20 protein-coding genes are annotated in these 22,672 nt (G+C 74.4%); 12 read left to right on the top strand and 8 right to left on the bottom strand.

The annotated features are described in order from the left end of the window. The first annotated feature begins 26 nt into the window (after window positions 1-26). The gene (locus tag ATL51_RS03540; RefSeq protein WP_100877648.1) at window positions 27-854 is read left to right on the top strand and encodes an arylamine N-acetyltransferase family protein; all 828 of its coding nucleotides are present in this window, start codon (window positions 27-29) and stop codon (window positions 852-854) included. Window positions 855-914: 60 nt separating this feature from the next. On the opposite strand, the gene ATL51_RS03535 is transcribed toward ATL51_RS03540, so the two are convergent. From ATL51_RS03535 to ATL51_RS03505, 7 genes are read right to left on the bottom strand one after another with little or no spacing between them, the layout of a single operon-like run. After that, a complete protein-coding gene (locus ATL51_RS03535) occupies window positions 915-1,328 on the bottom strand; it encodes a metal-sulfur cluster assembly factor (protein ID WP_020624271.1) in 414 nt (137 codons plus the stop codon). Then, the gene (sufU, locus tag ATL51_RS03530; RefSeq protein WP_062395379.1) at window positions 1,325-1,789 is read right to left on the bottom strand and encodes a Fe-S cluster assembly sulfur transfer protein SufU; all 465 of its coding nucleotides are present in this window, start codon (window positions 1,787-1,789) and stop codon (window positions 1,325-1,327) included. The genes ATL51_RS03535 and sufU overlap by 4 nt, the downstream gene beginning before the upstream one ends. Before the next feature lies 1 nt (window position 1,790). Further along, window positions 1,791-3,128 carry a cysteine desulfurase gene (locus tag ATL51_RS03525; RefSeq protein ID WP_301548870.1) on the bottom strand — a complete coding sequence of 446 codons (1,338 nt, stop codon included), beginning with the start codon at window positions 3,126-3,128 and terminating at the stop codon, window positions 1,791-1,793. A 2-nt stretch (window positions 3,129-3,130) separates the two neighbouring features. Further along, complete coding sequence (sufC, locus tag ATL51_RS03520; protein WP_073574732.1) at window positions 3,131-3,916, bottom strand: Fe-S cluster assembly ATPase SufC; 786 nt, start codon at window positions 3,914-3,916, stop codon at window positions 3,131-3,133. Between the two features lie 54 nt (window positions 3,917-3,970). Beyond that, on the bottom strand, window positions 3,971-5,161 hold the full coding sequence (sufD, locus tag ATL51_RS03515) for a Fe-S cluster assembly protein SufD (RefSeq protein ID WP_073574731.1): 1,191 nt from the start codon (window positions 5,159-5,161) through the stop codon (window positions 3,971-3,973). Then, window positions 5,158-6,594, bottom strand: coding sequence for a Fe-S cluster assembly protein SufB (gene sufB / locus ATL51_RS03510; RefSeq protein ID WP_062395386.1), 1,437 nt, complete (start codon window positions 6,592-6,594; stop codon window positions 5,158-5,160). The genes sufD and sufB overlap by 4 nt, the downstream gene beginning before the upstream one ends. After that, window positions 6,578-7,399 (bottom strand): helix-turn-helix transcriptional regulator, encoded by an 822-nt coding sequence (locus ATL51_RS03505; RefSeq protein ID WP_253067935.1) that lies wholly within the window; start codon window positions 7,397-7,399, stop codon window positions 6,578-6,580. Before ATL51_RS03505 ends, sufB begins: the two co-directional genes overlap by 17 nt. A 201-nt stretch (window positions 7,400-7,600) precedes the next feature. Between ATL51_RS03505 and mptB the strand changes: the two genes are divergently transcribed. From mptB to ATL51_RS29235, 10 genes are read left to right on the top strand one after another with little or no spacing between them, the layout of a single operon-like run. Continuing rightward, a complete protein-coding gene (mptB, locus tag ATL51_RS03500; RefSeq protein ID WP_167409955.1) occupies window positions 7,601-9,289 on the top strand; it encodes a polyprenol phosphomannose-dependent alpha 1,6 mannosyltransferase MptB in 1,689 nt (562 codons plus the stop codon). After that, complete coding sequence (locus ATL51_RS03495) at window positions 9,286-10,197, top strand: ABC transporter ATP-binding protein (protein ID WP_100877647.1); 912 nt, start codon at window positions 9,286-9,288, stop codon at window positions 10,195-10,197. The genes mptB and ATL51_RS03495 overlap by 4 nt, the downstream gene beginning before the upstream one ends. Next, window positions 10,194-10,973, top strand: a complete 780-nt coding sequence (locus ATL51_RS03490) for an ABC transporter permease (protein WP_073574729.1) — start codon at window positions 10,194-10,196, stop codon at window positions 10,971-10,973. The genes ATL51_RS03495 and ATL51_RS03490 overlap by 4 nt, the downstream gene beginning before the upstream one ends. Window positions 10,974-10,988: 15 nt before the next feature. Then, the gene (locus ATL51_RS03485; protein ID WP_392567355.1) at window positions 10,989-11,975 is read left to right on the top strand and encodes a COX15/CtaA family protein; all 987 of its coding nucleotides are present in this window, start codon (window positions 10,989-10,991) and stop codon (window positions 11,973-11,975) included. 53 nt (window positions 11,976-12,028) lie between these two features. Then, on the top strand, window positions 12,029-13,087 hold the full coding sequence (locus ATL51_RS03480; protein WP_100877646.1) for a LolA family protein: 1,059 nt from the start codon (window positions 12,029-12,031) through the stop codon (window positions 13,085-13,087). A gap of 29 nt (window positions 13,088-13,116) precedes the next feature. Continuing rightward, a complete protein-coding gene (locus tag ATL51_RS03475) occupies window positions 13,117-14,052 on the top strand; it encodes an ABC transporter ATP-binding protein (RefSeq protein ID WP_301549228.1) in 936 nt (311 codons plus the stop codon). Beyond that, the gene (locus ATL51_RS03470) at window positions 14,049-14,888 is read left to right on the top strand and encodes an ABC transporter permease (protein ID WP_100877644.1); all 840 of its coding nucleotides are present in this window, start codon (window positions 14,049-14,051) and stop codon (window positions 14,886-14,888) included. The genes ATL51_RS03475 and ATL51_RS03470 overlap by 4 nt, the downstream gene beginning before the upstream one ends. A 46-nt stretch (window positions 14,889-14,934) precedes the next feature. Then, window positions 14,935-15,906: a quinone oxidoreductase family protein gene (locus tag ATL51_RS03465; RefSeq protein ID WP_100877643.1), complete on the top strand. Its 972-nt coding sequence runs from the start codon at window positions 14,935-14,937 to the stop codon at window positions 15,904-15,906. Window positions 15,907-15,958: 52 nt separating this feature from the next. After that, complete coding sequence (locus ATL51_RS03460; RefSeq protein WP_100877642.1) at window positions 15,959-18,025, top strand: S9 family peptidase; 2,067 nt, start codon at window positions 15,959-15,961, stop codon at window positions 18,023-18,025. Then, window positions 18,022-19,089, top strand: coding sequence for an amidase family protein (locus ATL51_RS29235; protein WP_100877641.1), 1,068 nt, complete (start codon window positions 18,022-18,024; stop codon window positions 19,087-19,089). The genes ATL51_RS03460 and ATL51_RS29235 overlap by 4 nt, the downstream gene beginning before the upstream one ends. A 4-nt stretch (window positions 19,090-19,093) precedes the next feature. Here ATL51_RS29235 and ATL51_RS03450 read toward each other — a convergent pair whose 3' ends face one another. Next, window positions 19,094-20,014, bottom strand: coding sequence for a heme o synthase (locus ATL51_RS03450; RefSeq protein WP_083658454.1), 921 nt, complete (start codon window positions 20,012-20,014; stop codon window positions 19,094-19,096). Between the two features lie 511 nt (window positions 20,015-20,525). Between ATL51_RS03450 and tkt the strand changes: the two genes are divergently transcribed. After that, window positions 20,526-22,652, top strand: a complete 2,127-nt coding sequence (gene tkt / locus ATL51_RS03445; RefSeq protein WP_100877640.1) for a transketolase — start codon at window positions 20,526-20,528, stop codon at window positions 22,650-22,652. Window positions 22,653-22,672: the final 20 nt, after the last annotated feature.

Here is a 22,672-nt window from a genome sequence, read left to right as displayed (position 1 = left end):
GGGTCGAGGTGACAGCCTCGGGCACCATGACGAGCACGGTGACCACCTCGGCCGCCGCGTACCTCGACCTCCTCGGGGTCGACCGGGCGACACCGGACCGGGCGCTGCTCGACCGGGTCGTGACCGCGCACAACGCGACCATCCCGTTCGAGAACCTCGACCCGTTCACCGGCGTCGAGCCGCCGACCACCTCCGACGGCGTCGCGGCGAAGCTGGTGCACGGCCGGCGCGGCGGCTGGTGCTTCGAGCACAACCGCCTGCTGCACGACGTGCTGGCCGCGGTGGGGTACCAGGTCACCCCGCTCGTCGGCCGGGTCCGCCTCGGGCTGGCCCCGGCGGACCCGCCGACGTCGCGCACCCACCGGCTCACCCTCGTCGACACCACGGAGGGCCGCTTCACCGTCGACGCCGGGTTCGGCTCGACGGTGCCGACCATCGCGCTGCGGCTCGTCGCCGGGCTGGAGCAGCCGACCCCGCAGGCGACCTACCGCTACGCCCGCGACGACCACGGCGCCTGGGTCCTGCAGCGGCGCGGCAGCGGTGACTGGGCCGACCAGTACGTCTTCGACCTGGTCCCCGCCCCGGACGTCGATTTCGCGATGGGCTCCTGGTATCTGACCCACCACCCGGCGTCGCACTTCCGGACCGGGCTCGTCGCCGCGCGCACCACCCCGGAGCACCGGACCACCCTCGACGGGACCCGGCTCACCGTGCGCACCGCCGACGGCGACGTGGCGCGGCACGAGCTCACCTCCCCCGCGCGGGTCCGGGACGCGCTGGAGGAGCACCTCGGTGTCGACACCGGCGCCGTCGCGGGGCTGGAGGACCGGCTGCGGGAGGTCTACTTCCCGTGAGACGACGACGGGCCGGACCCCCTGGTGGGGATCCGGCCCGTCGGGGTCGGTGCGGGGTCGTCAGACCCGGAAGCCGAGGGCCCGCAGCTGCTCGCGGCCGTCCTCGGTGATCTTCTCGGGCCCCCACGGCGGCATCCAGACCCAGTTGATCCGGACGTCGTCGACGAGGCCGCCGTCGGGTCCGGCGGTGAGCGCGGAGCGGGTCTGCTCCTCGATCACGTCGGTCAGCGGGCAGGCCGCCGAGGTCAGCGTCATGTCGATGACGGCGGTCCCGCCGTCCCGGTCGATGCCGTAGACGAGGCCGAGGTCGACGACGTTGATGCCCAGCTCGGGGTCGACGACGTCCTTCATCGCCTCCTCCAGGGCCTCGAGGGTCGCGCCGTCACCGGCGTCGGCCCGGGCGGGCGGCTCGGGCATGCCCGCCGCGCCGCGCACCACGTCCTCGGAGGTGCTCTGTTCGGTGGTCTCGCTCATGCCGGACTCCCCTCGGAGTTCTCGATGCGGGCGTCGGTGCGGCTCACCGCGTCCTTGAATGCCATCCAGCCCAGGAGAGCACATTTGACCCGTGCCGGGTACTTGGCGACGCCGGCGAAGGCCACGCCGTCGCCGATGACGTCCTCGTCGGGCTCGACCCTGCCGCGTCCCTGGGCCATCTCCTGGAACGACGCCATGATCTTCCACGCCTCGCCGACCGGCTTCCCGGCGACGAGGTCGTGCAGTACCGACACCGACGCCTGGCTGATCGAGCAGCCCAGCGTCTCGTAGGACACGTCGGTGACCACGTCCCCGTCGACCTTGACCCGCAGCGTGACCTCGTCCCCGCAGGTGGGGTTCACGTGGTGGGTCTCGGCGTCGTAGGGCTCGCGCAGACCGGCGCCGTGCGGGTCGCGGTAGTGGTCCAGGATGATCTCCTGGTACATCTGCTGCAGCTGCACGTCACACCGTCCCGAAGAACGTCTGGGCGGCGCGCACCCCGTCGGCCAGCGCGGTGACCTCGTCCAGGGTGTTGTACACCGCGAACGACGCCCGGGCGCTGGCCACGATGCCGAAGCGCCGGTGCAGCGGCCACGCGCAGTGGTGACCCACGCGGATGGCGACACCGGCGTCGTCGAGCACCTGGGACAGGTCGTGGGCGTGGATGCCGTCCACGACGAACGACACCGCTCCCCCACGCAGCTCCGCCCCGGGCGGCCCGACGATGCGCAGCCCGTCGATCGCGGACAACTGCTCGAGCGCGGCCGCGGTCAGCGACGCCTCGTGCGCGGCGACGGTGTCCATCCCGATCGCCCCGAGGTAGTCGACCGCGGCGCCGAGGCCGACGGCCTGCGACGTCATCGGCACCCCGGCCTCGAACTTCTGCGGCGGCGGCGCCCAGGTCGCGCCCTCCATCCGGACCGTCTCGATCATCGAGCCACCGGTGAGGAACGGCGGGAGCGCCTCGAGGAGTTCCCGGCGGCCGTAGAGGACGCCGACCCCGGAGGGCCCGAGCATCTTGTGCCCGGAGAAGACCGCGAAGTCCACCTCGAGCCGGTGCAGGTCGACCGGCATGTGCGGCACCGACTGGCAGGCGTCGAGCACGGTCAGCGCGCCGACCGCGGCGGCCCGCTCCACCAGCTGCGCGACCGGCGCGACGGCGCCGGTGACGTTCGACTGGTGGGTGAAGGCCACGACCCGCGTCCGGTCGGTGAGCTCGAGCGAGTCGAGGTCGATCCGGCCGTCGTCGGTGACGGAGTACCAGCGCAGGGTCGCGCCGGTCCGCCGGCACAGCTCCTGCCACGGGATGAGGTTCGCGTGGTGCTCCAGCTCGGTGACGACGACCTCGTCACCGGGGCCGAGCGCGAACCGTTCGGAGGCGGCGTCGAGCCCGGTCCGGACCGAGGCGTTGCCCAGGCCGTAGGCGACCAGGTTGATGCCCTCGGTCGCGTTCTTGACGAACACGACCTCGTCGTCGTTCGCACCGACGAACGCCGCGATGCGTGCCCGGGCGGACTCGTAGGCGTCGGTGGCCTCCTCGGCGAGCTGGTGCGCGCCCCGGTGGACGGCCGCGTTGTGCCGCTCCAGGAACGTGCGCTCGGCGTCGAGCACCTGGCGCGGCCGCTGGGAGGTCGCACCGGAGTCGAGGTAGACCAGCGGCTTCTCCTCGCGCACGGTGCGCGCGAGGATCGGGAAGTCCGCCCGGATCCGGGCCACGGCGTCGGCACCGAGAGCAGCGCCGGCGGAACGAGCATCGGCGCTGTGGCCGGCCGTGGTCCCGGTTCCGTGGGTGAGGGTCATGGTCAGGCCAGTGCCTTCTGGCCCGCCGCCGCCTTGTCGGCCTGGGTGAACCGGACGTAGCCGTTCTTCTCCAGCTCGTCGGCCAGCTCGGGGCCGCCGGACTCGACGACGCGGCCGCCGGAGAACACGTGCACGCGGTCCGGCTTGATGTGGTTCAGGATCCGCGTGTAGTGCGTGATCAGCAGGACGCCGGTCTCGCCGCCCGACCGGTACCGGTTCACGCCCTCGGACACGACGCGCAGGGCGTCGACGTCGAGGCCGGAGTCGGTCTCGTCGAGCACGGCGAACTTCGGGTTCAGCAGCTCGAGCTGGAGCACCTCGTGGCGCTTCTTCTCACCGCCGGAGAAGCCCTCGTTGACCGAGCGGTCGGCGAACTCCGGGGAGATGTCGAGGCCGGCCATGGCCTCCTTGACCTCCTTGACCCAGGTCCGCAGCTTCGGCGCCTCGCCGCGGGTGGCCGTGGCCGCCGAGCGCAGGAAGTTCGCCATCGACACGCCCGGGACCTCGACCGGGTACTGCATGGCCAGGAACAGCCCGGCCCGCGCCCGCTCGTCGACCGACATCTCCAGGACGTTCTCGCCGTCCAGCAGCACCTCGCCACCGGTGACGGTGTACTTCGGGTGCCCGGCGATGGCGTAGGCCAGCGTGGACTTGCCGGAGCCGTTCGGCCCCATGATCGCGTGCGTCTCGCCCGCGCGGACGGTGAGGTTCACACCGCGCAGGATCTCCTTGGGGCCGTCCTCGGTCTCGACCGAGGCGTGCAGGTCCTTGATCTCCAGAGTGGACATCGGTGGTGGTCGCTCCGTATTCGGGAAGTGTGCGGAATCGGTGCCGAGCTGCGCTCAGACGCCGGTGAGCGCGAGCTCGGCCTCGACGGCCGCCTCGAGGCGCTCCTTGAGCTCCGGCAGCGTGATCTTGTTCAGGACCTCGCCGAAGAACCCGCGGACGACGAGGCGACGCGCCTGGTCCTCGGGGATGCCGCGGCTGCGCAGGTAGAACAGCTGCTCGTCGTCGAACCGGCCGGTGGCGCTGGCGTGGCCCGCGCTCACGATCTCGCCGGTCTCGATCTCCAGGTTGGGCACGGAGTCGGCGCGGCAGTGCTCGGTGAGCACCAGGTTCCGGTTGAACTCGAAGGTCTCGGTGTTCTCGGCGGCGGCCCGGATCAGCACGTCGCCGATCCACACCACGTGCGAGGAGTCCTTCGTCAGGCTCTGCAGCGCGTTCTTGTAGAGCACGTTGGACTTGCAGTTCGGCACCGCGTGGTCCACCAGCAGCCGCTGCTCGAGGTGCTGGCCGGCGTCGGTGAAGCCGAGCCCGATGAGCTCGGCGTCGCCGCCGGGGCCGGCGTAGCGCACGGTCGAGGAGACCCGGACCAGGTCGCCGCCCAGCTGGACCGTGGTGGCCCGCAGGGTGGCGTCGCGCCCGATCGAGTAGTGCTCGGCGCCCACGTGCACGGCGTCGTCGGCCCACTCCTCGGTCACGACCAGCGTGAGCTGCGAGCCGTCGCCCAGGACGACCTCGGTGTTGTCGGCCAGCACGCCCGACCCCCGGTGCACGACGACGACCGTCGCCTGTGTGTGCGGGGTGGTGCGGATGTGCAGGTGGCCGGCCGCCGTGACGCCCTCGCCGGGGCCGTCCACGGTGACGGTCACCGGATCGAGCTTCTCCCCGTCCAGGGTGACCAGGGTGGCCTCGCCGAACCCGGACCAGGCCGCGGCGGCGACCCGGTCGAACGGGACACCGCCCTCGCCGATCCGGGCGTCGTCGCGGCCGACCTTCTCGACGGTCACCCCGGCGGCCTCGGTGACCGAGACCGGCGCGGTGCCCTCGAACGCGGCACTGCCGTCGTGCAGGCCCTTGAGCCGGCGCAGCGGGGTGAACCGCCAGTTCTCCTCGCGGCCACCGGGGACCTCGAACGCCTCCACGTCGAAGGACTGGAAGCGCTCGCCGGCCGAGGCGATCGGGACCTCGCCCTGCCCCTCCTTGGCGCCCTTCAGCTCGGGCGCGAGGCCGGCAACGTCACTCGTCGTCATCCGACGGAACCCTCCATCTGCAGCTCGATCAGCCGGTTCAGCTCCAGCGCGTACTCCATCGGCAGCTCGCGCGCGATGGGCTCGACGAACCCGCGCACGACCATGGCCATGGCCTCGTCCTCGGTCAGACCGCGGCTCATCAGGTAGAAGAGCTGGTCGTCGGAGACCTTGGAGACGGTGGCCTCGTGCCCCATCGACACGTCGTCGTTGCGGATGTCGACGTAGGGGTAGGTGTCCGAGCGCGAGATCGTGTCGACCAGCAGCGCGTCGCACTTCACCGTCGAGCGGGAGTTGCGCGCCCGCGGGTTGACCTGGATCAGGCCGCGGTAGGACGTGCGCCCGCCGCCGCGCGCCACCGACTTCGACACGATCGTCGAGGAGGTGTTGGGCGCGAGGTGGACCATCTTGGCGCCGGCGTCCTGGTGCTGGCCCTCGCCCGCGAACGCGATCGAGAGGACCTCGCCCTTGGCGTGCTCGCCCATCAGCCACACGGCCGGGTACTTCATGGTCACCTTGGAGCCGAGGTTGCCGTCGACCCACTCCATGGTCGCGCCCTCCTCGGCCTTGGCGCGCTTGGTGACCAGGTTGTAGACGTTGTTCGACCAGTTCTGGATCGTGGTGTAGCGGCAGCGGCCGCCCTTCTTGACCACGATCTCGACGACGGCCGAGTGCAGGGAGTCGGTCTTGTAGATCGGCGCGGTGCAGCCCTCGACGTAGTGCACGTAGGCACCCTCGTCGACGATGATCAGCGTCCGCTCGAACTGGCCCATGTTCTCGGTGTTGATCCGGAAGTAGGCCTGCAGCGGGATGTCCACGTGCACGCCCGGCGGCACGTAGATGAACGAGCCACCGGACCAGACCGCGGAGTTCAGGGCGGAGAACTTGTTGTCACCGGACGGGATGACCGAGCCGAAGTACTCCCGGAACAGCTCCGGGTGCTCCTTCAGCGCGGTGTCGGTGTCCAGGAAGATGACGCCCTGCTGCTCGAGGTCCTCGCGGATCGAGTGGTAGACGACCTCGGACTCGTACTGCGCCGCGACACCGGAGACCAGGCGGGCCTTCTCGGCCTCCGGGATCCCCAGCTTGTCGTAGGTGTTCTTGATGTCCTCGGGCAGGTCGTCCCAGGTGGCGGCCTGCTTCTCCGAGGAGCGCACGAAGTACTTGATGTTGTCGAAGTCGATCCCGGACAGGTCGGAGCCCCAGCGCGGCATCGGCTTCTTGCCGAAGATGTCGAGCGCCTTCTGCCGGAACTCCAGCATCCACTCGGGCTCGCTCTTCAGGCGGGAGATGTCGGCGACGACCTCGGAGGACAGGCCACGCTTCGCGATGGAGCCCGCCTCGTCGGAGTCGGCCCAGCCGAAGTCGTACCGGCCGAGCGCCGCGATCGTCTCCTCCTGCGTGAGCTCGGTGCGCACATCAGGAGTGGTCGTCATAAGGACTGCCTCCCTTTCGGGGACCGTGGTGGGAGAGGGTCCCGCCGTCGGCGGAGCCCCCTTCTTCTTGCACCTGCCGCACCTGCGCAGTGGGTCTCCCACTCACGGTGACGGAACGGCCTTGCTTCTTACCTCTCGCCCGCGCGAGGAGTTCGGGATCCTCGAGCGGGACGTGTGTGGTGCACGCGGCGTCGCCGCGGGCGATGGTGGCCAGCCGCTGCACGTGCGTACCCAGGAGCTCGGCGAAGGCACGCGTCTCGGCCTCGCAGAGCTCCGGGAACTCGGTGGCCACGTGGGCCACCGGGCAGTGGTGCTGGCACAGCTGCACCCCGAAGCCGCCGTGGCGGGCCTGCGCAGCGTAGCCGCGGGCGCTGAGCACCCGGGCCAGCGCTTCGACGCGTTCTGCGGGCTCCGCCGGGGCGGTCACCGCATCGAGGTCGGACCCGAGCAGCTCGCGCACCCGGTGCCGGGCGAAGGCGTCGACCGCCTCCTCCCCCGCCGTCTCGGCGAGGAAGCGCAGTGCCTGGGTGGCCAGGTCGTCGTACCCGTGCCCGAACCGGACCCGGCCCGTGTCGGTGAGCAGGTACTCCCGGGCCGGACGGCCCCGGCCGCGCGGACGGGCGGACCGGGCCGGGGCCCGGACCTCCGCCTCGCCGTCGGCGATCAACGCGTCGAGGTGCCGGCGCACGGCGGCCTCGGTGAGCTCCAGCTCGGCCGCCACGACGGCGGCCGTGACCGGACCCTGCTCCATGAGCACCCGCGCCACGAGTGCGCGGGTACCCGTCCCGGACCCGGCGGGCACCACGGCGTCGCCGCCGACGCCGTGCCCGCAGGCAGGGTCGTCGAGGCGCCGCGGCGCTGTCCGGTCCGTTTTCACAACACCAGTGTTGCGTATATGTCCCGGCACGGCAAAACAGACCCCCCGCCGTGGTGACCGGGCTCACTCCACCCGCAGGTGAGGGCCGGTACCGGCCCCCCCGTCACCGCACCACTAACCTCTTCTCCCATGGTGACGCCCGAGGTCGCCCCGCCCGGGCGCGACGACCCCCCGACGCGTGCGGCGCCGTCCGATCCCCCCGCCACACCGCCGTCGACCGGCCACCGGGCCCGGCGCGGCCTGCGTGAGCAGGCCCGGATCGCGCGGATCCTCGGCTTGACCGGCGCCCTGCTGATGGGGATCAGCGCGCTGGGCTCCGGGGCGTTCCCGGTGCCGAACCCGCTCAACGGGCTGCGCGTGATCGGGCTGCCCTCGCGCAACGTCACCCTCGCGATCGCCGTCACCTACGCGGGCCTGCTCATGGTCGTCACGGCCTGGCTGTGGATCGCCCGGATGCTCACCACCCGCGGAGCGCACCACCCCGCGCCCGAGCGCCGCGAGCTCGGCCGCACCGCGATCCTGTGGGGGGTGCCGCTGGCGCTGGCGCCGCCGATGTTCTCCAAGGACATCTACAGCTACCTCGCCCAGAGCGCGACGCTCGCCCGCGGGATCGACCCGTACTCGATCGGCCCGGCGCAGGCGCTCGGCATCGACGACCCGCTGGTCCGCGGGATCCCCACGGTCTGGCGCGACACCCCGGCGCCCTACGGCCCGCTGTTCCTCGGCCTCGGCCGCGGGATCACCGCGCTGTCCGGGGAGAACGTGGTGCTCGGCATCCTCGAGCACCGGCTGCTCGCGCTGCTCGGCGTCGCCCTGATGGTGTGGGTGCTGCCCCGGCTGGCCTCCCGGTTCGACCTCGACGCCGGCCTGGTCCTGTGGCTCGGCGCGGCGAACCCGCTGGTGCTGTTCCACATGGTCAGCGGGATCCACAACGAGTCGATCATGCTGCCGCTGCTGCTGCTCGGGCTCTGGGTGATGCTCGGGCGCGACGACACCGTCCGGCCGTGGTGGCGGATCACCGGCGGTGCCGCGCTGATCGTCGCCGCGGCCTCGGTGAAGCTCCCGGCGCTGCTCGCGCTCGGCTTCGTCGGCGTGTACCTGGTCCGCAGGCGCGGCGGCAGGCTCCTCGACTGGGCCGTGATGACGGCCTGGCTGTCCGCGATCGCCGCGGCCGTGCTCACCTTCTTCAGCCTGGCCACCGGGCTGGGGTTCAACTGGGTGCGCGGGCTGTCCGCGCCCAGCGTGCTCATCTCGCCCATGTCGATCAGCACCAACCTGGGGCTGCTCGCCGGGCAGGTCGGCCGGCTCGCCGGGCTCGGCGACCACACCGAGACCACGATGGGCCTGATGCGCAGCCTGTTCGTGCTGCCGATCGCGGTGATCGTGGTCGTGCTGTTGCTCGGCTGCCTGCGCGGGACGGTCGACCCGGTCACCGGCACCGGCCTCGGGCTCGGCGCCGTCGTGCTGCTCGGCCCGGTCGTGCACCCCTGGTACCTGTTCTGGGCGCTGCTGCCGCTGGTCGTGACCCGGGCGATGCCGTTCTACCGCCGCGGCCTGCTGCTGCTGTCGGTCGTGCTCGCGCTGGCCGTGCCGCCCACCGGCGCCGACTTCTTCTTCCGTGGGTTCCAGCTGCCGCTGGCCATCACCGCGGGCGCCGCCATGTACACCCTCGCGCTGTACGTGGTCGCCCGGCTGATCCGCTCCCCCGGTGACGCCGGTGACCCGGCCCGCCCGGACGACGGCACCGACGGCACCGGCACCCCGGGCGACGCCACCGCCGGGACCCGCGCGCCGTCGGACCCGGAGCCCGCCCGGTGAGCGCCGCCCTGGAGATCCGCGACCTCGTCGTGCGCTACGGACCCACGACCGCCGTCGACGGCATCGACCTCGACCTCGCCCGCGGCGAGGTGCTCGCCCTGCTCGGCCCGAACGGCGCCGGCAAGTCCTCGACCGTCGAGGTGTGCACCGGGTTCCGGGCGCCCTCGGCCGGACGGGTGCGGGTCCTCGGTCACGACCCGGCCGACGAGGCCGTCCGCCCCCGGGTGGGCGTCATGCCGCAGGGCGGCGGCGCCTACCCGGCCGTGCGGACCGGGGAGATGCTGCACCTGGTCGCCGACTGCGCCGCGCACCCGCTCGACGTCGACATGCTCATCGACGTGCTCGGCCTGCGCCCGCGGGCGGGCACCCCGTACAAGCGGCTGTCCGGTGGGGAGCAGCAGCGCCTGGCGCTGGCCTGCGCCGTCGTCGGGCGCCCCGAGCTGGTGTTCCTCGACGAGCCGACCGCCGGTCTGGACCCGCAGGCCCGCCACCTGGTGTGGGACCTGGTCCGGGCGCTGCGCCGCGACGGCGTCGGGGTGCTGCTCACCACCCATCTGATGGACGAGGCCGAGCAGCTCGCCGACGACGTCGTCATCATCGACCACGGCCGGGTCGTCGCGCACGGCTCGCCCGCCCAGCTCACCGCCGGCGACCAGACCGAGCTGCGGTTCCGGGCCCGGCCCGGCATGGACGTCGCCGGTCTCGACGCCCGGCTGCCCGCCGGCTACGCCAGCTGCGAGACCTCCCCCGGCCGCTACCGGGTCCGCGGCCGGATCGACCCGGGCGCGCTCGCCGCCATCACCTCGTGGTGTGCCGACCAGGGCGTGCTCGCCGACGACGTCCAGGTCGTGCGCCGCAGCCTGGAGGACGTCTTCCTCGACCTCACCGGACGGGAGCTGCGCTCGTGACGACCCCCTTCCCCGAGGGCCTGTTCACCCCCGCCCCCGGCCGCGGCAACGCGCTGACCATGCTGCGGGCCCAGGGCGGCCTGGAGACCCGGCTCGCGCTGCGCAACGCCGAGCAGGTGCTGCTGACCCTGCTCATCCCGGCGGCGCTGCTCGCCGGGCTCACGCTCGTCCCGGCGGTGCCCGCCCCGGAGCCGCGGGTGGCGTGGCTGTTCGCCTCCATGCTGGCGCTGGCCGTGATGAGCTCGGCGTTCACCAGCCAGGCCATCGCGCTCGGCTTCGACCGCCGCTACGGGGCGCTGCGCAGGCTGGCCGCGACGGCGCTGCCCCGCTGGCTGCTGGTGTGCGGGCGGCTGGCCGCGGTCGCCGCCGTCGTCGTGATCCAGGTGGTGCTGCTCGGCGTGCTGGCGGCGCTGCTGGGGTGGTCCCCGGCCGGTGCCCGGCTCGACGGCGCCGCGCTGGCGGTGCTGCTGGGCGCGGCCGCGTTCGGGGCGCTGGGCATCCTGCTGGGCGGGACGCTGCGCGCGGAGATCGTGCTCGCCGTCGCCAACCTGGTGTGGTTCGCGCTGCTCCTGGCCGGTGGGATCGTCGTGCCGGTCGCGGACCTGCCGGGGCCGCTGGCGGCGCTCGCGCCGTGGCTGCCCTCGGGCGCGCTGGCCGAGGCGCTGCGCTCGGCCCTCGGCGCGGGCGAGTTCCCCGCGGCCGGGCCGCTGCTGGTGCTGACCGGCTGGGCGGTCGTCGCCGGGGTGGCGGCGTCGCGGCTGGTGCGCTGGACCTGAGCCCCGTCTTCTACGATGCGTAGTGTGCTGCTGTCGCGCGTGCCCTCCACCCCCCCGGTGCTGATGCGCCGGCTGGCGATCGCGAACCTGATCGCCCAGATCGGGATCGGGGTGACCGGCTCGGTCGTCCGGGTCACCGGCTCCGGCCTCGGCTGCTCGACCTGGCCGCAGTGCGAGCCGGGCAGCATGATCCCGGTCGACCACGCCGAGATCGCGCCGCTGCACATGTGGATCGAGTTCGGCAATCGACTGCTGGGCGTCCTCGTCGTCCTCACCGCGGGCGCCGCGCTGCTCGGCGCCCTGGCCACCCGGCCGCGGCGGCGCCGCCTCACCGGGCTGGCGCTGGCGATGCCGCTCGGCGTCGTCGCGCAGGCCGCCATCGGCGGGATCACCGTGCTGCTCGGGCTGGCCTGGTGGACGGTGATGCTGCACTTCCTGGCCTCGATGGTGCTGGTCTGGTTCGCGGTGCTGCTCGTCGGCGCCGCAGGCGAGGCCGACGGCCCGGTGACCCGCACGGTCCCCGCCGGCGGACGCGGTCTGGTGCTGTTCTCCACCGCCGTGCTGGCCGTCCTGCTCGTCGCGGGGACACTGGTCACCGCGGCCGGTCCGCACGGCGGGGACCCGGAGACCCCGCGCCTGGACGTGCCGATCCCGGCGCTCGCGCAGCTGCACGTCGACACGCTGTTCCTCTACCTCGGCACCCTGGTCGGGCTCGGGTTCCTGCTGCACGCGGTGTCCGCCCCACCGGCGCTGCTGCGCCGGTTCCGGGTGCTCGTCGTGGTCGTCCTCGCCCAGGGCGCGCTCGGCGGTGTCCAGTACGCCCTCGGGGTCCCGGAGCTGCTGGTCTCGCTGCACGTGCTCGGCGCCGGGTTGACCGCCGCCGCGGCCGCCTGGGTGTGGGCCGGCACCGCGACCCGCCCGGCCCCCGTCGACCCCCGCGCCACCCCGACCGGCGACCCCGCGGACACCGCCGCGCCCGAGCCCGCCGCCGTGTCGGTCTGAGTCGGTCCGACCGGCCGCTGCACGATCGGGTGATACTCGGGCACTCTGGGGTCATGACCTCCGCATCCCGGTTGCGACGCGGCGGGATCGCCGTGGCCCTCGCAGCCGCCCTCGCCGTCGCCCTCACCGTGTCGCTGTCGGCGGGCCTGCTCACCACGCGGGCCTCCGCCGCCCCCGAGCTGCCGCCCGTCACCCCGGAGCAGCTCGTCGCCTCGGTCGTCGCCGCGGAGCCGGTCGCGCTGGCCGGCACCGTCGCCGTCGACAACCGGCTGGGGCTTCCCGCCGTGCCGGGACTGCCCTCCGACGGGCTGACCGACGGCACCTCCACCGCGCGGGTCTGGTCCGACGGGACGGGCGACGGCCGCCTCGCCGTCCCGAGCGACGACGGCGAGCGCACCTACGTCCGCGACGGCGCCACGACCTGGGCCTACGACTCCACCGACCGCACCGCGACCCGGTTCCCGAGCCGGGGACACGCCCCGGACGCCGACGCCGCGAAGGACCCGGCCGCGGTCGCCCGGGCCGTCGTCGCGCGGCTGAGCGCCACCAGCGTGCTGCGGGTCGACGGCACCACCGAGGTCGCCGGCCGCCCCGCCTACACCCTGGTCCTGGCGCCGGAGGCCGGTGAGCGCACCGTGCTGCGCGAGGTCCGCGCCGCCGTCGACGCGCAGACCCGGACCCCGCTGGAGCTGACCGTCCTCGGCGCCGGGACCGACCCGGTGCTGCGGGTCGGGTTCGACGACGTCACGTTCGGCCCGCAGGACCCGGCCCTGTTCACCTTCACCCCGCCGCCCGGCGCCACCGTCCGCGACGGCACCGCCGGGACGCTGGAGCAGCCCGGCCCCGGGGGCCCCGGCGGCACGCCCGCACGGGCCGCCGCGCCGACCGTCGTCGGCGAGGGCTGGGACACCGTGGTCGTCGGCCGCGTCCCGCAGCGCTCCGGCGACCAGCAGGGCCCGGACCTGTCCGCGCTCGGCACCCCGGTGTCCGGACCGTGGGGCGCCGGCCGCGAGATCACCACGAACGCGGGCTCGGCGATCCTGGCCGGCGACGGCCGCGTCGCCGCCGGTGCCGTCGGCCCGGACGTCCTCGGCGAGGCCCTGGCCCGGTGACGACCACCCGCACCGCCCCCGCCGGCCACGTGGCGGACGGGGCCGCGGACGAGCAGCACCCGGCCGCCCGCGTCCGGGACCTGCGCAAGGTGTTCGGGCGGGTCACCGCCGTCGACGGCGTGGACCTCGACGTCCCGGCCGGGTCGGTGTTCGGGATGCTCGGCCCCAACGGCTCGGGCAAGACGACGCTGATCCGGATGCTGCTCGGGCTGACCACGCCGACCTCGGGCAGCGTCGAGCTGCTCGGGCTCCCGGTACCGGGTGGGCTCGCCACGACGCTCCCCGACGTGGGCGCGCTGGTCGAGGGGCCGGGGTTCCACCCGTTCCTGTCCGGGCGGGAGAACCTGCGCCGGGTCGCGGCGACCGAGCCGCGGCTCGCGCCGGGCGAGGTGCGGCCCGCGGTGGGGGCGGCACTGGAGCGGGTCGGGCTGGCCGCGGCCGCCGGGCGCCGGTTCCGCGGCTACTCCCTCGGGATGAAGCAGCGCCTCGGGCTGGCCGCGGCGCTGCTCGTCCCGCGACGGCTCGTCGTGCTCGACGAACCCACCAACGGCCTCGACCCGGCAGGGACACGGGAGATCCGGACGATCGTCGCCGAGCTGCGGGCGGGCGGGGCGACGGTGCTGCTGTCGTCGCACCTGCTGTCGGAGGTCGAGGCGGTGTGCACGCACGTGGCCGTGCTCAAGCAGGGCGCGCTGCTCGCGACGGGACCGCTGGACCGGCTGCTCGGCGCCGCCGACGGCGACTGGGAGATCGCGACCACCGACCCGGCGGCGGCGCTGCGGGAGCTCGGGGCCGCGGGCGCCGACGCCCGGGCCGAGGGCGCGGCCGTCGTCCTGGCCGCCGACGCCGACGGGCCGCGGCTGTTCGCCGGCCTCGTCGGGGCCGGAGTGGCGGTGCACGGGCTGGCCCGGCGCCGCACCGGCCTGGAGGAGCTGTTCACCCGGATCACCGAGGGCGACGCGTGAGCGCCCCGCCCCGGCCGGTGTCGTGGCGTCGGCTGCTCGGTGCCGAGCTGCGCTGGGTGCTGCGCAGGCCCCGGACCTGGGTGATGGTCGCGCTGCTCGGGGCGGTGCCGGTCCTGATCGCGGTCGGGCTCGTGCTGGCCGACGGGCCGCGCCGTGGCCTGCTCTCGGAGGTCGTCGGCAACGGGCTGACCCTGCCCGTCGCGGCGCTGACCCTGCTGATGGCGCTGCTGCTGCCGCTGGTGGTCACCGTCGCGGCGGCGGACGCGATCGCCGGGGAGGCCCAGCACGGCACCCTGCGCGGGCTGCTGCTGGCTCCGGTGGGGCGGCTTCGGCTGGTCGCGATGAAGGCGTTCGGGGTGCTGGTGGTGGCCGCGGTCGCGGTCGTGGTGGTCTGCGTGGTCGGGCTGGTGGCGGGGTGGGCGCTGATCGGGCCCCCCGCGGTCGTCGGCGACGGCGGCGCGCTGCTGACGATGTCCGGCTCGGTGCTGGACCTGACGTCAGCGGCCGGCCGGATCGCCCTGGCCGCGCTGTGGACGCTGGGTCAGCTCGCCGCGGTCGGCGCGGTGGCGCTGGCGGTGTCGTCGTTCACCGAGCACCCGCTGGTGGTGCTGTCCTCGGTGCTCGGCGGGATCATCCTGTCCGGGGTGCTCGGCGCGATCCCCGCCCTGGAGCCGATCCGCCCGTTCCTGCTCACCGACGGCTGGGCCGCCGGGGTCGACGTGCTGCGCGACCCGCTGCCGACCGCCGGGCTCGTGTCGAGCACCGGGCTCGCGGCGGGCTGGTTCGCCGCCGCCGCGGTCGTGCTCGTGTCCCGGATGCTCCGCCGCGACGCGTGAGGGCATGATCGGGCCCGTCAGCAGCGGCGAGCGACGAGGAGGACACATGCGTGCGGTACGGGTGAGCGAGCCCGGCGGGTCCGAGGTGCTGGAGGTGGTCGACACCGACGCCCCGGTCCCGGGTCCGGGCGAGGTGCTGGTGGAGGTCGCCGCGGCCGGGGTGAACTTCATCGACACCTACCAGCGCGAGGGCATCTACCCGATGGAGACGCCGTACGTCGCCGGACTGGAGGGTGCGGGCCGGGTCACCGCGCTGGGCGCGGACGTCGACGGTGTCGCGGTCGGGGACCGCATCGCCTGGGCCAACACCCTGGGCAGCTACGCCGAGCAGGTCGCCGTGCCCTGGGCGAAGGCCGTCCCGGTGCCCGAGGGCGTCGCCGACGACGTCGCGGTCGGTGCGGCGCTGCAGGGCATGACCGCCCACTTCCTGGTCAACGACTGCTTCCCGCTGCACGGCGGGGAGACGATCCTGCTGCACGCCGCCGCCGGTGGCGTCGGGCTGCTGCTCACCCAGCTGGCCGTCGCGAAGGGCGCCCGGGTGATCGCGACGACGTCGACGCCGGAGAAGGCCGAGCTGGCCCGCGGCGCCGGCGCCGCCGAGGTGATCGACTACACCGCCGTCGACGACCTCGCCGCGGCCGTCCGCGACCTCACCGGCGGCGCGGGAGTACACGCCGCGTTCGACTCGGTCGGGCGCAGCACCTTCGACGCGAGCCTCGCCTCGGTGCGCCCCCGCGGCACGCTCGTGCTCTACGGCGCCGCGTCCGGCCCGGTCGAACCGTTCGACCCGCAGCGGCTCAACGCGGCCGGGTCGCTGTACCTGACCCGCCCGAAGCTGTTCGACTACATCGCCACCACCGACGAGCTGCGCACCCGCGCCGCCGCCGTCTACGGCGACGTCGCCGCGGGCCGCCTCGACGTGCGGATCGGGCACCGCTACGACCTGGCGGACGCCCGCACCGCACACGACGACCTGCAGGGCCGCCGCACCACCGGCAAGGTGCTGCTCGTCCCCTGACGGGTCCGGAACGGGGTCGGTCCGCCGCGCGGTGTGCGGTAGAACCGACGGCGTGACCGACACCCCCTTCCACGACCTCGACGCCTACGTCGCGCTCCCCCGCCTCGGCGGGCTCGCCCTGTCCCCCGACGGCACGCGGCTGGTCACCGGGGTCTCCGAGCTCGACGCCGACGGCACCCGCTACCGGACCGCGCTGTGGGAGGTCGACCCCGCGGGCGAGGCCCCGGCGCGGCGGCTGACCCGGGGCGCGGCCGGCGAGTCCGGGCCGGTCTTCACCCCCGACGGTGACCTGCTGTTCCGGTCGGCCCGGCCGGACCCGGACACGGCGGGCGAGGCCGAGCCGCCGACCTCGCTGTGGCGGCTGCCGGCCGCCGGCGGCGAGGCCGAACCGGCGGGGTCGCGCCCCGGTGGCATCTCGGACGTCGCCGTCGCGGCCGACGCGGGGACGGTGGTCGTCTCCGCACCGACCCTGCCCGGGTCGGTCACCACCGCCGACGACGAGCGGCGGCGCACCGCCCGCACCGAGGGCAAGGTCACCGCGATCCTGCACACCGGCTACCCGGTGCGGCACTGGGACCACGACCTCGGCCCGGACGAGGAGCGGCTGCTGCTCGCCCCGCCCCGCGCCGATGTCCCCCGTGGCGGCTCCGGGGAACCGGACGGGACCGACGCCGACCCCTGGACGGACCTCACCCCCGCGCCCGGCCGTGCACTGGACGAGACCTCCTTCGCCGTCTCCCCCGACGGGGCGCGCGTGGTCACCGGCTGGCACCGGGCGCACGGGCACGGCACCTGGCGCCCCGGGCTCGTCGTCGTCGACACCGTCACCGGCGCGCGCACCGACCTCACCACCGACGACGGCCACGAGTACGGCACGCCCCGGATCAGCCCCGACGGGCGCACCGTCGTCGCGCTGCGCGAGCGGGTGTCCACCCCGGAGACCGCGCCGCGGATCGACCTCGTGCTGATCCCGCTCGACGGCGGCGAGCCGCGCCCGGTCGCGCCCGGCTGGGACCGCTGGCCCACCTCGGCGCGCTGGACGCACGACTCGGCCGCGCTCGTCGTGACCGCCGACGAGGACGGTCGCGGCCCGCTGTTCCGGGTCGTGCCGGGCCCGACACCGCAGGACGACACCGTCACCCGCCTGACCGGCGACCACGGCACCTACTCCGACCCGTGCCCGTCGCCGGACGGGCGGTGGGTCTACGCCGTGCGCCACGCCTACGACGCTCCCCCGACCCCGGTCCGGGTGCCCGCCGACGGCCGCGACGCCGAGCCGGAGCTGCTGCCCGCGCCGGCGCAGGCGCCCGCGCTGCCGGGCACCCTCACCGAGCTCGAGACCACCGCCGCCGACGGCACCCGGGTCCGCGCCTGGCTGGTCCTGCCCGACGGCGCCGACGCCGCGCATCCGGTGCCGCTGCTGCTGTGGATCCACGGCGGCCCGCTGGCCAGCTGGAACGCCTGGTCGTGGCGGTGGAACCCGTGGCTGATGGCCGCCCGCGGCTGGGCCGTGCTGCTGCCCGACCCGGCGCTGTCGACCGGCTACGGCCAGGACTTCGTCCAGCGGGGCTGGGGCGCCTGGGGCGGGACGCCGTTCACCGACCTGATGGCGGCCACCGATGCCGCCGTCGCCCGGCCGGAGATCGACGGCACCCGCACCGCGGCGATGGGCGGGTCCTTCGGCGGTTACATGGCCAACTGGGTCGCCGGGCACACCGACCGGTTCGCCGCGGTCGTCACCCACGCCAGCCTGTGGGCGCTCGACCAGTTCGGCCCCACGACCGACCACGCCGACTACTGGCTCACCGAGATGACCCCGGAGATGGCGCAGGCCCACAGCCCGCACCACCACGCCGACGCGATCGTCACCCCGATGCTCGTGATCCACGGCGACCGCGACCACCGCGTCCCGATCGGCGAGGGCTTGCGGCTCTGGTGGGACCTGGTGTCGCGGCAGGCCGACCCGGCGGCGAACCCGCACCGGTTCCTGTACTTCCCCGACGAGAACCACTGGGTGCTCGCGCCGAACCACGCGAAGGTCTGGTACCGGACGGTGTGGGCGTTCCTGGACCACCACGTGCTGGGCGAGGAGTGGGAGACCCCGGACCTGCTGCGGTGAGCACCGGTCCGGGCGCGGTCGCGGTGGCACGGGACCGCCGCGACCGCACCGAGCCCTGGCTGCGGGCGTTCCTGCGGCACGACGACCACGACGTGCCCGTCCCCGGCCCCGCCGTACCGGGTCCGCTCGCCGGCCTGCCGATCGCGGTGAAAGGGCTGCACGGGCACCGCACCCCGGCCGTGCGCGCGCTGCTCGCCGCCGGTGCCGTCCCGATCGGGGCGACCCCGGTGCCGCGTCCGGGCGGCCACCAGACGTGGGGATGGACCGACCGGGGCCCCACCCGCAACCCGTGGCGGGCCGACCGCTCCCCCGGTGGGTCCTCCGCCGGATCCGCGGCCGCCGTCGCCGCCGGAGTCGTCGGGATGGCCACCGGCTCGGACGGCGCCGGGTCGGTCCGCATCCCCGCGGCCTGGTGCGGCGTGCTCGGCTACAAGCCGACCGCGGGGCTCGTCCCGTCGGCCGACCCGCGCGGTCTCGCGGTACCCGGTGTGCTGGTACGGGACCCGGCACTGCTGCGGCCGTGGCTCGACGCCGTCGCCCGCCCGCGCCGGCCGGCCCGGCCGGTGGCGGCGCCGGCGACGGCGGTGTGGTCGGCCGACCTCGGTCTCGACGCCGAGCCCGACCCCGTGGTGGTCGCGGTTGCCGCGACGGCCGCCCGGGAGCTGCTCGCCCGTGCCGGGATCACCGAGATCGCGACGCCGGTCCGGCTGCCCGACCCGGCCCCGGCGTGGGCGGCGCGGCGCGCGGGACGAGCCGCGCCGCGGACACCCGGCGAGGCCGTGCCCGCCACGGTGTTCGCGGCGGCGGACCTGCTGCTGACCCCGACCACGCCCGCCGGCCCACACGGCCACGACGGTCCCGGCGGCCGGATGAACGTGGCTCTGACGTGGGCGTTCAACCTGTCCGGCCACCCGGCGGTGAGCGTTCCCGCCGGTACAGGACCCGACGGCTGCCCGGTCGGGCTGCAGATCGTCGCCCGGCACGGGGCGGATGCGGCGCTGCTGGACCTGGTCGAGCGGGTGGTCCCGCCCGCGGCCGTCGCCCCCGCGCCGGGCCGTGGGTGACCGGTCAGAACAGGACCGGCAGCCCCAGCGCGGCGTCGACGGCGATCGCCGCGAACAGCACGCACAGGTAGATGTTCGACAGGTGGAACAGCGGCATCGGGGAGATCTCGCCGCCGGACTTCACCTGGTGGTGCAGCCGGTGCGCCCGGAACACGAAGTACGCCCCGCCGAGCAGCGCCACCGCGAGGTACACCCACGACGTCGCCGGCAGCAGGAGCAGGCTCCAGGCCACCATCACCCAGCTGTAGACCACGATCCGCACCGACACCGCCGGCGCGGGCGCCACGACCGGGAGCATCGGCACCCCGGCGGCGGCGTAGTCCTCGCGGTAGCGCATCGCCAGCGCCCAGAAGTGCGGCGGCGTCCAGAAGAAGATCACACCGAACATGACCAGCGCGGGCCACTCGACGGTGCCGGTCACCGCGGCCCAGCCGATCACCACCGGCATGCAGCCCGCGGCGCCGCCCCACACGATGTTCTGCGAGGTCCGCCGCTTGAGCAGCATCGTGTACACGAGCACGTAGAACGCGATCGCCGCCAGCGACAGCACGGCGGCCAGCCAGTTCGTGGTCAGACCCAGCCACACCGAGCTCAGCGCGGCCAGGACCAGGCCGAACACCAGCGCGTTGCGGGTGGGGACCTGTCCCCTCGCCAGCGGGCGGCGGGCGGTGCGCGCCATCTTCTGGTCGATATCGGCGTCGACGACGCAGTTCAGCGCGTGCGCCGCGGCCGCGGCCATCGCGCCGCCGACCAGGGTGGCCGCGATCAGCAACAGTGACGGCACACCGCGCTGGGCCAGGAACATGGCGGGCACGGTGACCACGAGCAGCTGCTCGATGATCCGCGTCTTGGTGAGGCCCAGATACGCCGCCACCGTGGCGCGGACGCGCGCGAGACGCCCGACCGGTGCCGCCGGCACCACCACGGTCGTCGCGGGGGGCGTCGCCGCCGGCGCGGCGTCCGGTCCGGCCGGGACGTGCTCGGCCGGGATCCCGGCCTCGTCGGCCCGGCTCCGCCCTGACGCGGGTGCGCTCACCTGTCCGTACCTCGCTCGGTTCGACGTAGTGATCCCGTGCCGCGCCGCCCGGGGGGCCGCACCGGCTCGGTGCCGTGGACACGGGGTGGTCGCCGCGGTGGCGACCTCCCTAGTTCTACAGCGCGTCGATGCTAACCGGTGGCATGCGTCGCGGGCCCGCCGGGTACGCCGTCACCGGCGGCCCGGTCGGCCGATCGCCACGAGGCGCAAAGCCGCAGGCCGCGGGCGTGAGCAGTAGGGTGTTCCGCGTCGGGGCGGCGACGATGCCGCCAGGTGATCCGGGTCGCACCACACACCCGCCGACGTCGCCGCCACCGGAACGGCCGCGACCACCGGGCGGGCATCCGGATCCACGACCGGCAGACCGACATTCGTCGACGCGAGTACAGGAGCCATCGCCTTGTCCGACACCGCTACGTCCCCCCACGCCGGGGACAGCGCCGTCGCCGCGCTCACCCGCGCGCACGTCCCCGACGACTGGACCGACCTCGACCGCAGGGCCGTGGACACCGTCCGTGTACTGGCCGCGGACGCGGTCCAGAAGTGCGGCAGCGGACACCCCGGCACCGCGATGAGCCTGGCCCCGCTGGCGTACACGCTGTTCCAGCGCGTCATGCGGCACGACCCGGCCGACCCCGACTGGATGGGCCGTGACCGGTTCGTCCTGTCCGCCGGGCACTCCAGCCTCACCCTCTACATCCAGCTCTTCCTCGCCGGCTACGGCCTGGAGCGGGAGGACCTGGAGCAGCTGCGGAAGTGGGGCTCGCTGACCCCGGGCCACCCGGAGTGGGGCCACACCCGCGGCGTCGAGATGACCACCGGCCCGCTGGGCCAGGGGTTGTCCTCGGCCGTCGGCATGGCGATCGCGGCCCGCCGCGAGCGCGGCCTGTTCGACCCGGACGCCCCCGAGGGTGCCTCGCCGTTCGACCACCAGATCTACGTGATCGCCTCCGACGGCGACATCGAGGAGGGCGTCACCTCCGAGGCGTCGTCGCTGGCCGGTCGCCAGGAGCTGGGCAACCTCACGGTGATCTACGACGCGAACGAGATCTCCATCGAGGACGACACCAACATCGCCTTCAACGAGGACACCGCGAAGCGGTACGAGTCCTACGGCTGGCACGTCCAGGTCGTCGACGGCGGCGAGAACGTCACCGGCATCCTCGCCGCGCTCGAGGCAGCGAAGGCCGAGACCGGGCGCCCGTCGATCATCGTGCTGAAGACCGTGATCGGCTTCCCGTCGCCGAACAAGATGAACACCGGGGCCGCGCACGGTTCCGCGCTGGGCGACGACGAGGTCCGCGAGGTCAAGCGGGTCCTGGGCTTCGACCCGGACAAGGAGTTCGACGTCGACGACGACGTGCTCGCCCACACCCGCGCGGTCGGCGAGCGCTCGCGCGACGCGCACGACTCCTGGCAGGGCACCTTCGACGAGTGGGCGGAGCGCGAGCCCGAGCGCAAGCAGCTCCTGGAGCGGCTGAAGGCGGGCCGGCTGCCGGACGGCTGGGAGGACTCCCTGCCGCACTGGGACATCGACGAGAAGGGCATGGCCACCCGGAAGGCCTCCGGTGCCGTGCTCGGCGCTCTCGCCGAGGTGCTGCCCGAGCTGTGGGGCGGCTCGGCCGACCTGGCCGAGTCGAACAACACCACGATGAAGGGCGCCGACTCCTTCGGGCCCAAGTCGGCGTCGACGGGTATGTGGACCACCTCCCCCTACGGCCGCACGCTGCACTTCGGTGTCCGCGAGCACGCCATGGGCGCGGTGCTCAACGGCATCTCGCTGCACGGCCCGACCCGGGTCTACGGCGGCACGTTCCTCGTCTTCTCCGACTACATGCGCCCCGCCGTCCGGCTGGCCGCGCTGATGAAGACCAACCCGATCTACGTGTGGACGCACGACTCGATCGGCCTGGGCGAGGACGGCCCGACCCACCAGCCGATCGAGCACCTCGCCGCGCTGCGGGCCATTCCCGGCCTGTCGATGGTGCGCCCCGGCGACGCCAACGAGACCGCCTACGCCTGGAAGGCCGCCCTGGAGCGGCCCGACGGCGGCCCGATCGGCTTCGCCCTGACCCGGCAGAACGTCCCGACCGTCGCCGGGACCTCCGCCGAGGGCGTCGCCCGCGGTGGCTACGTCATCGCCGAGGCCGCGTCCGGCGTCCCTCAGGTGATCATCATCGCCACCGGCTCCGAGCTGCACCTGGCGCTGGCCGCCCGCGAGCAGCTCGAGGGCGAGGGCGTCGGCACCCGGGTCGTCTCGATGCCGTGCGTCGAGTGGTTCGAGGCCCAGGACGAGCAGTACCGGGAGTCTGTCCTGCCGACCGCGGTCAGGGCCCGTGTCTCGGTCGAGGCCGGCATCGCGATGCCCTGGTACCGCTACGTCGGTGAGCTCGGCCGGTCGGTGTCGATCGAGCACTTCGGTGCCAGCGCCGACCAGGCCACCCTGTTCGAGAAGTTCGGCTTCACCGCCGACACCGTCGCCACGGCCGCGCGGGAGACCCTCGCCGCGACCGAGAAGTCCTCCTGAACCGACGGCACCCGATCGCA

Source organism: Pseudonocardia alni (assembly GCF_002813375.1).
Lineage (GTDB): Bacteria > Actinomycetota > Actinomycetes > Mycobacteriales > Pseudonocardiaceae > Pseudonocardia > Pseudonocardia alni.
This window is presented reverse-complemented; position numbering and strand designations above follow the sequence as displayed.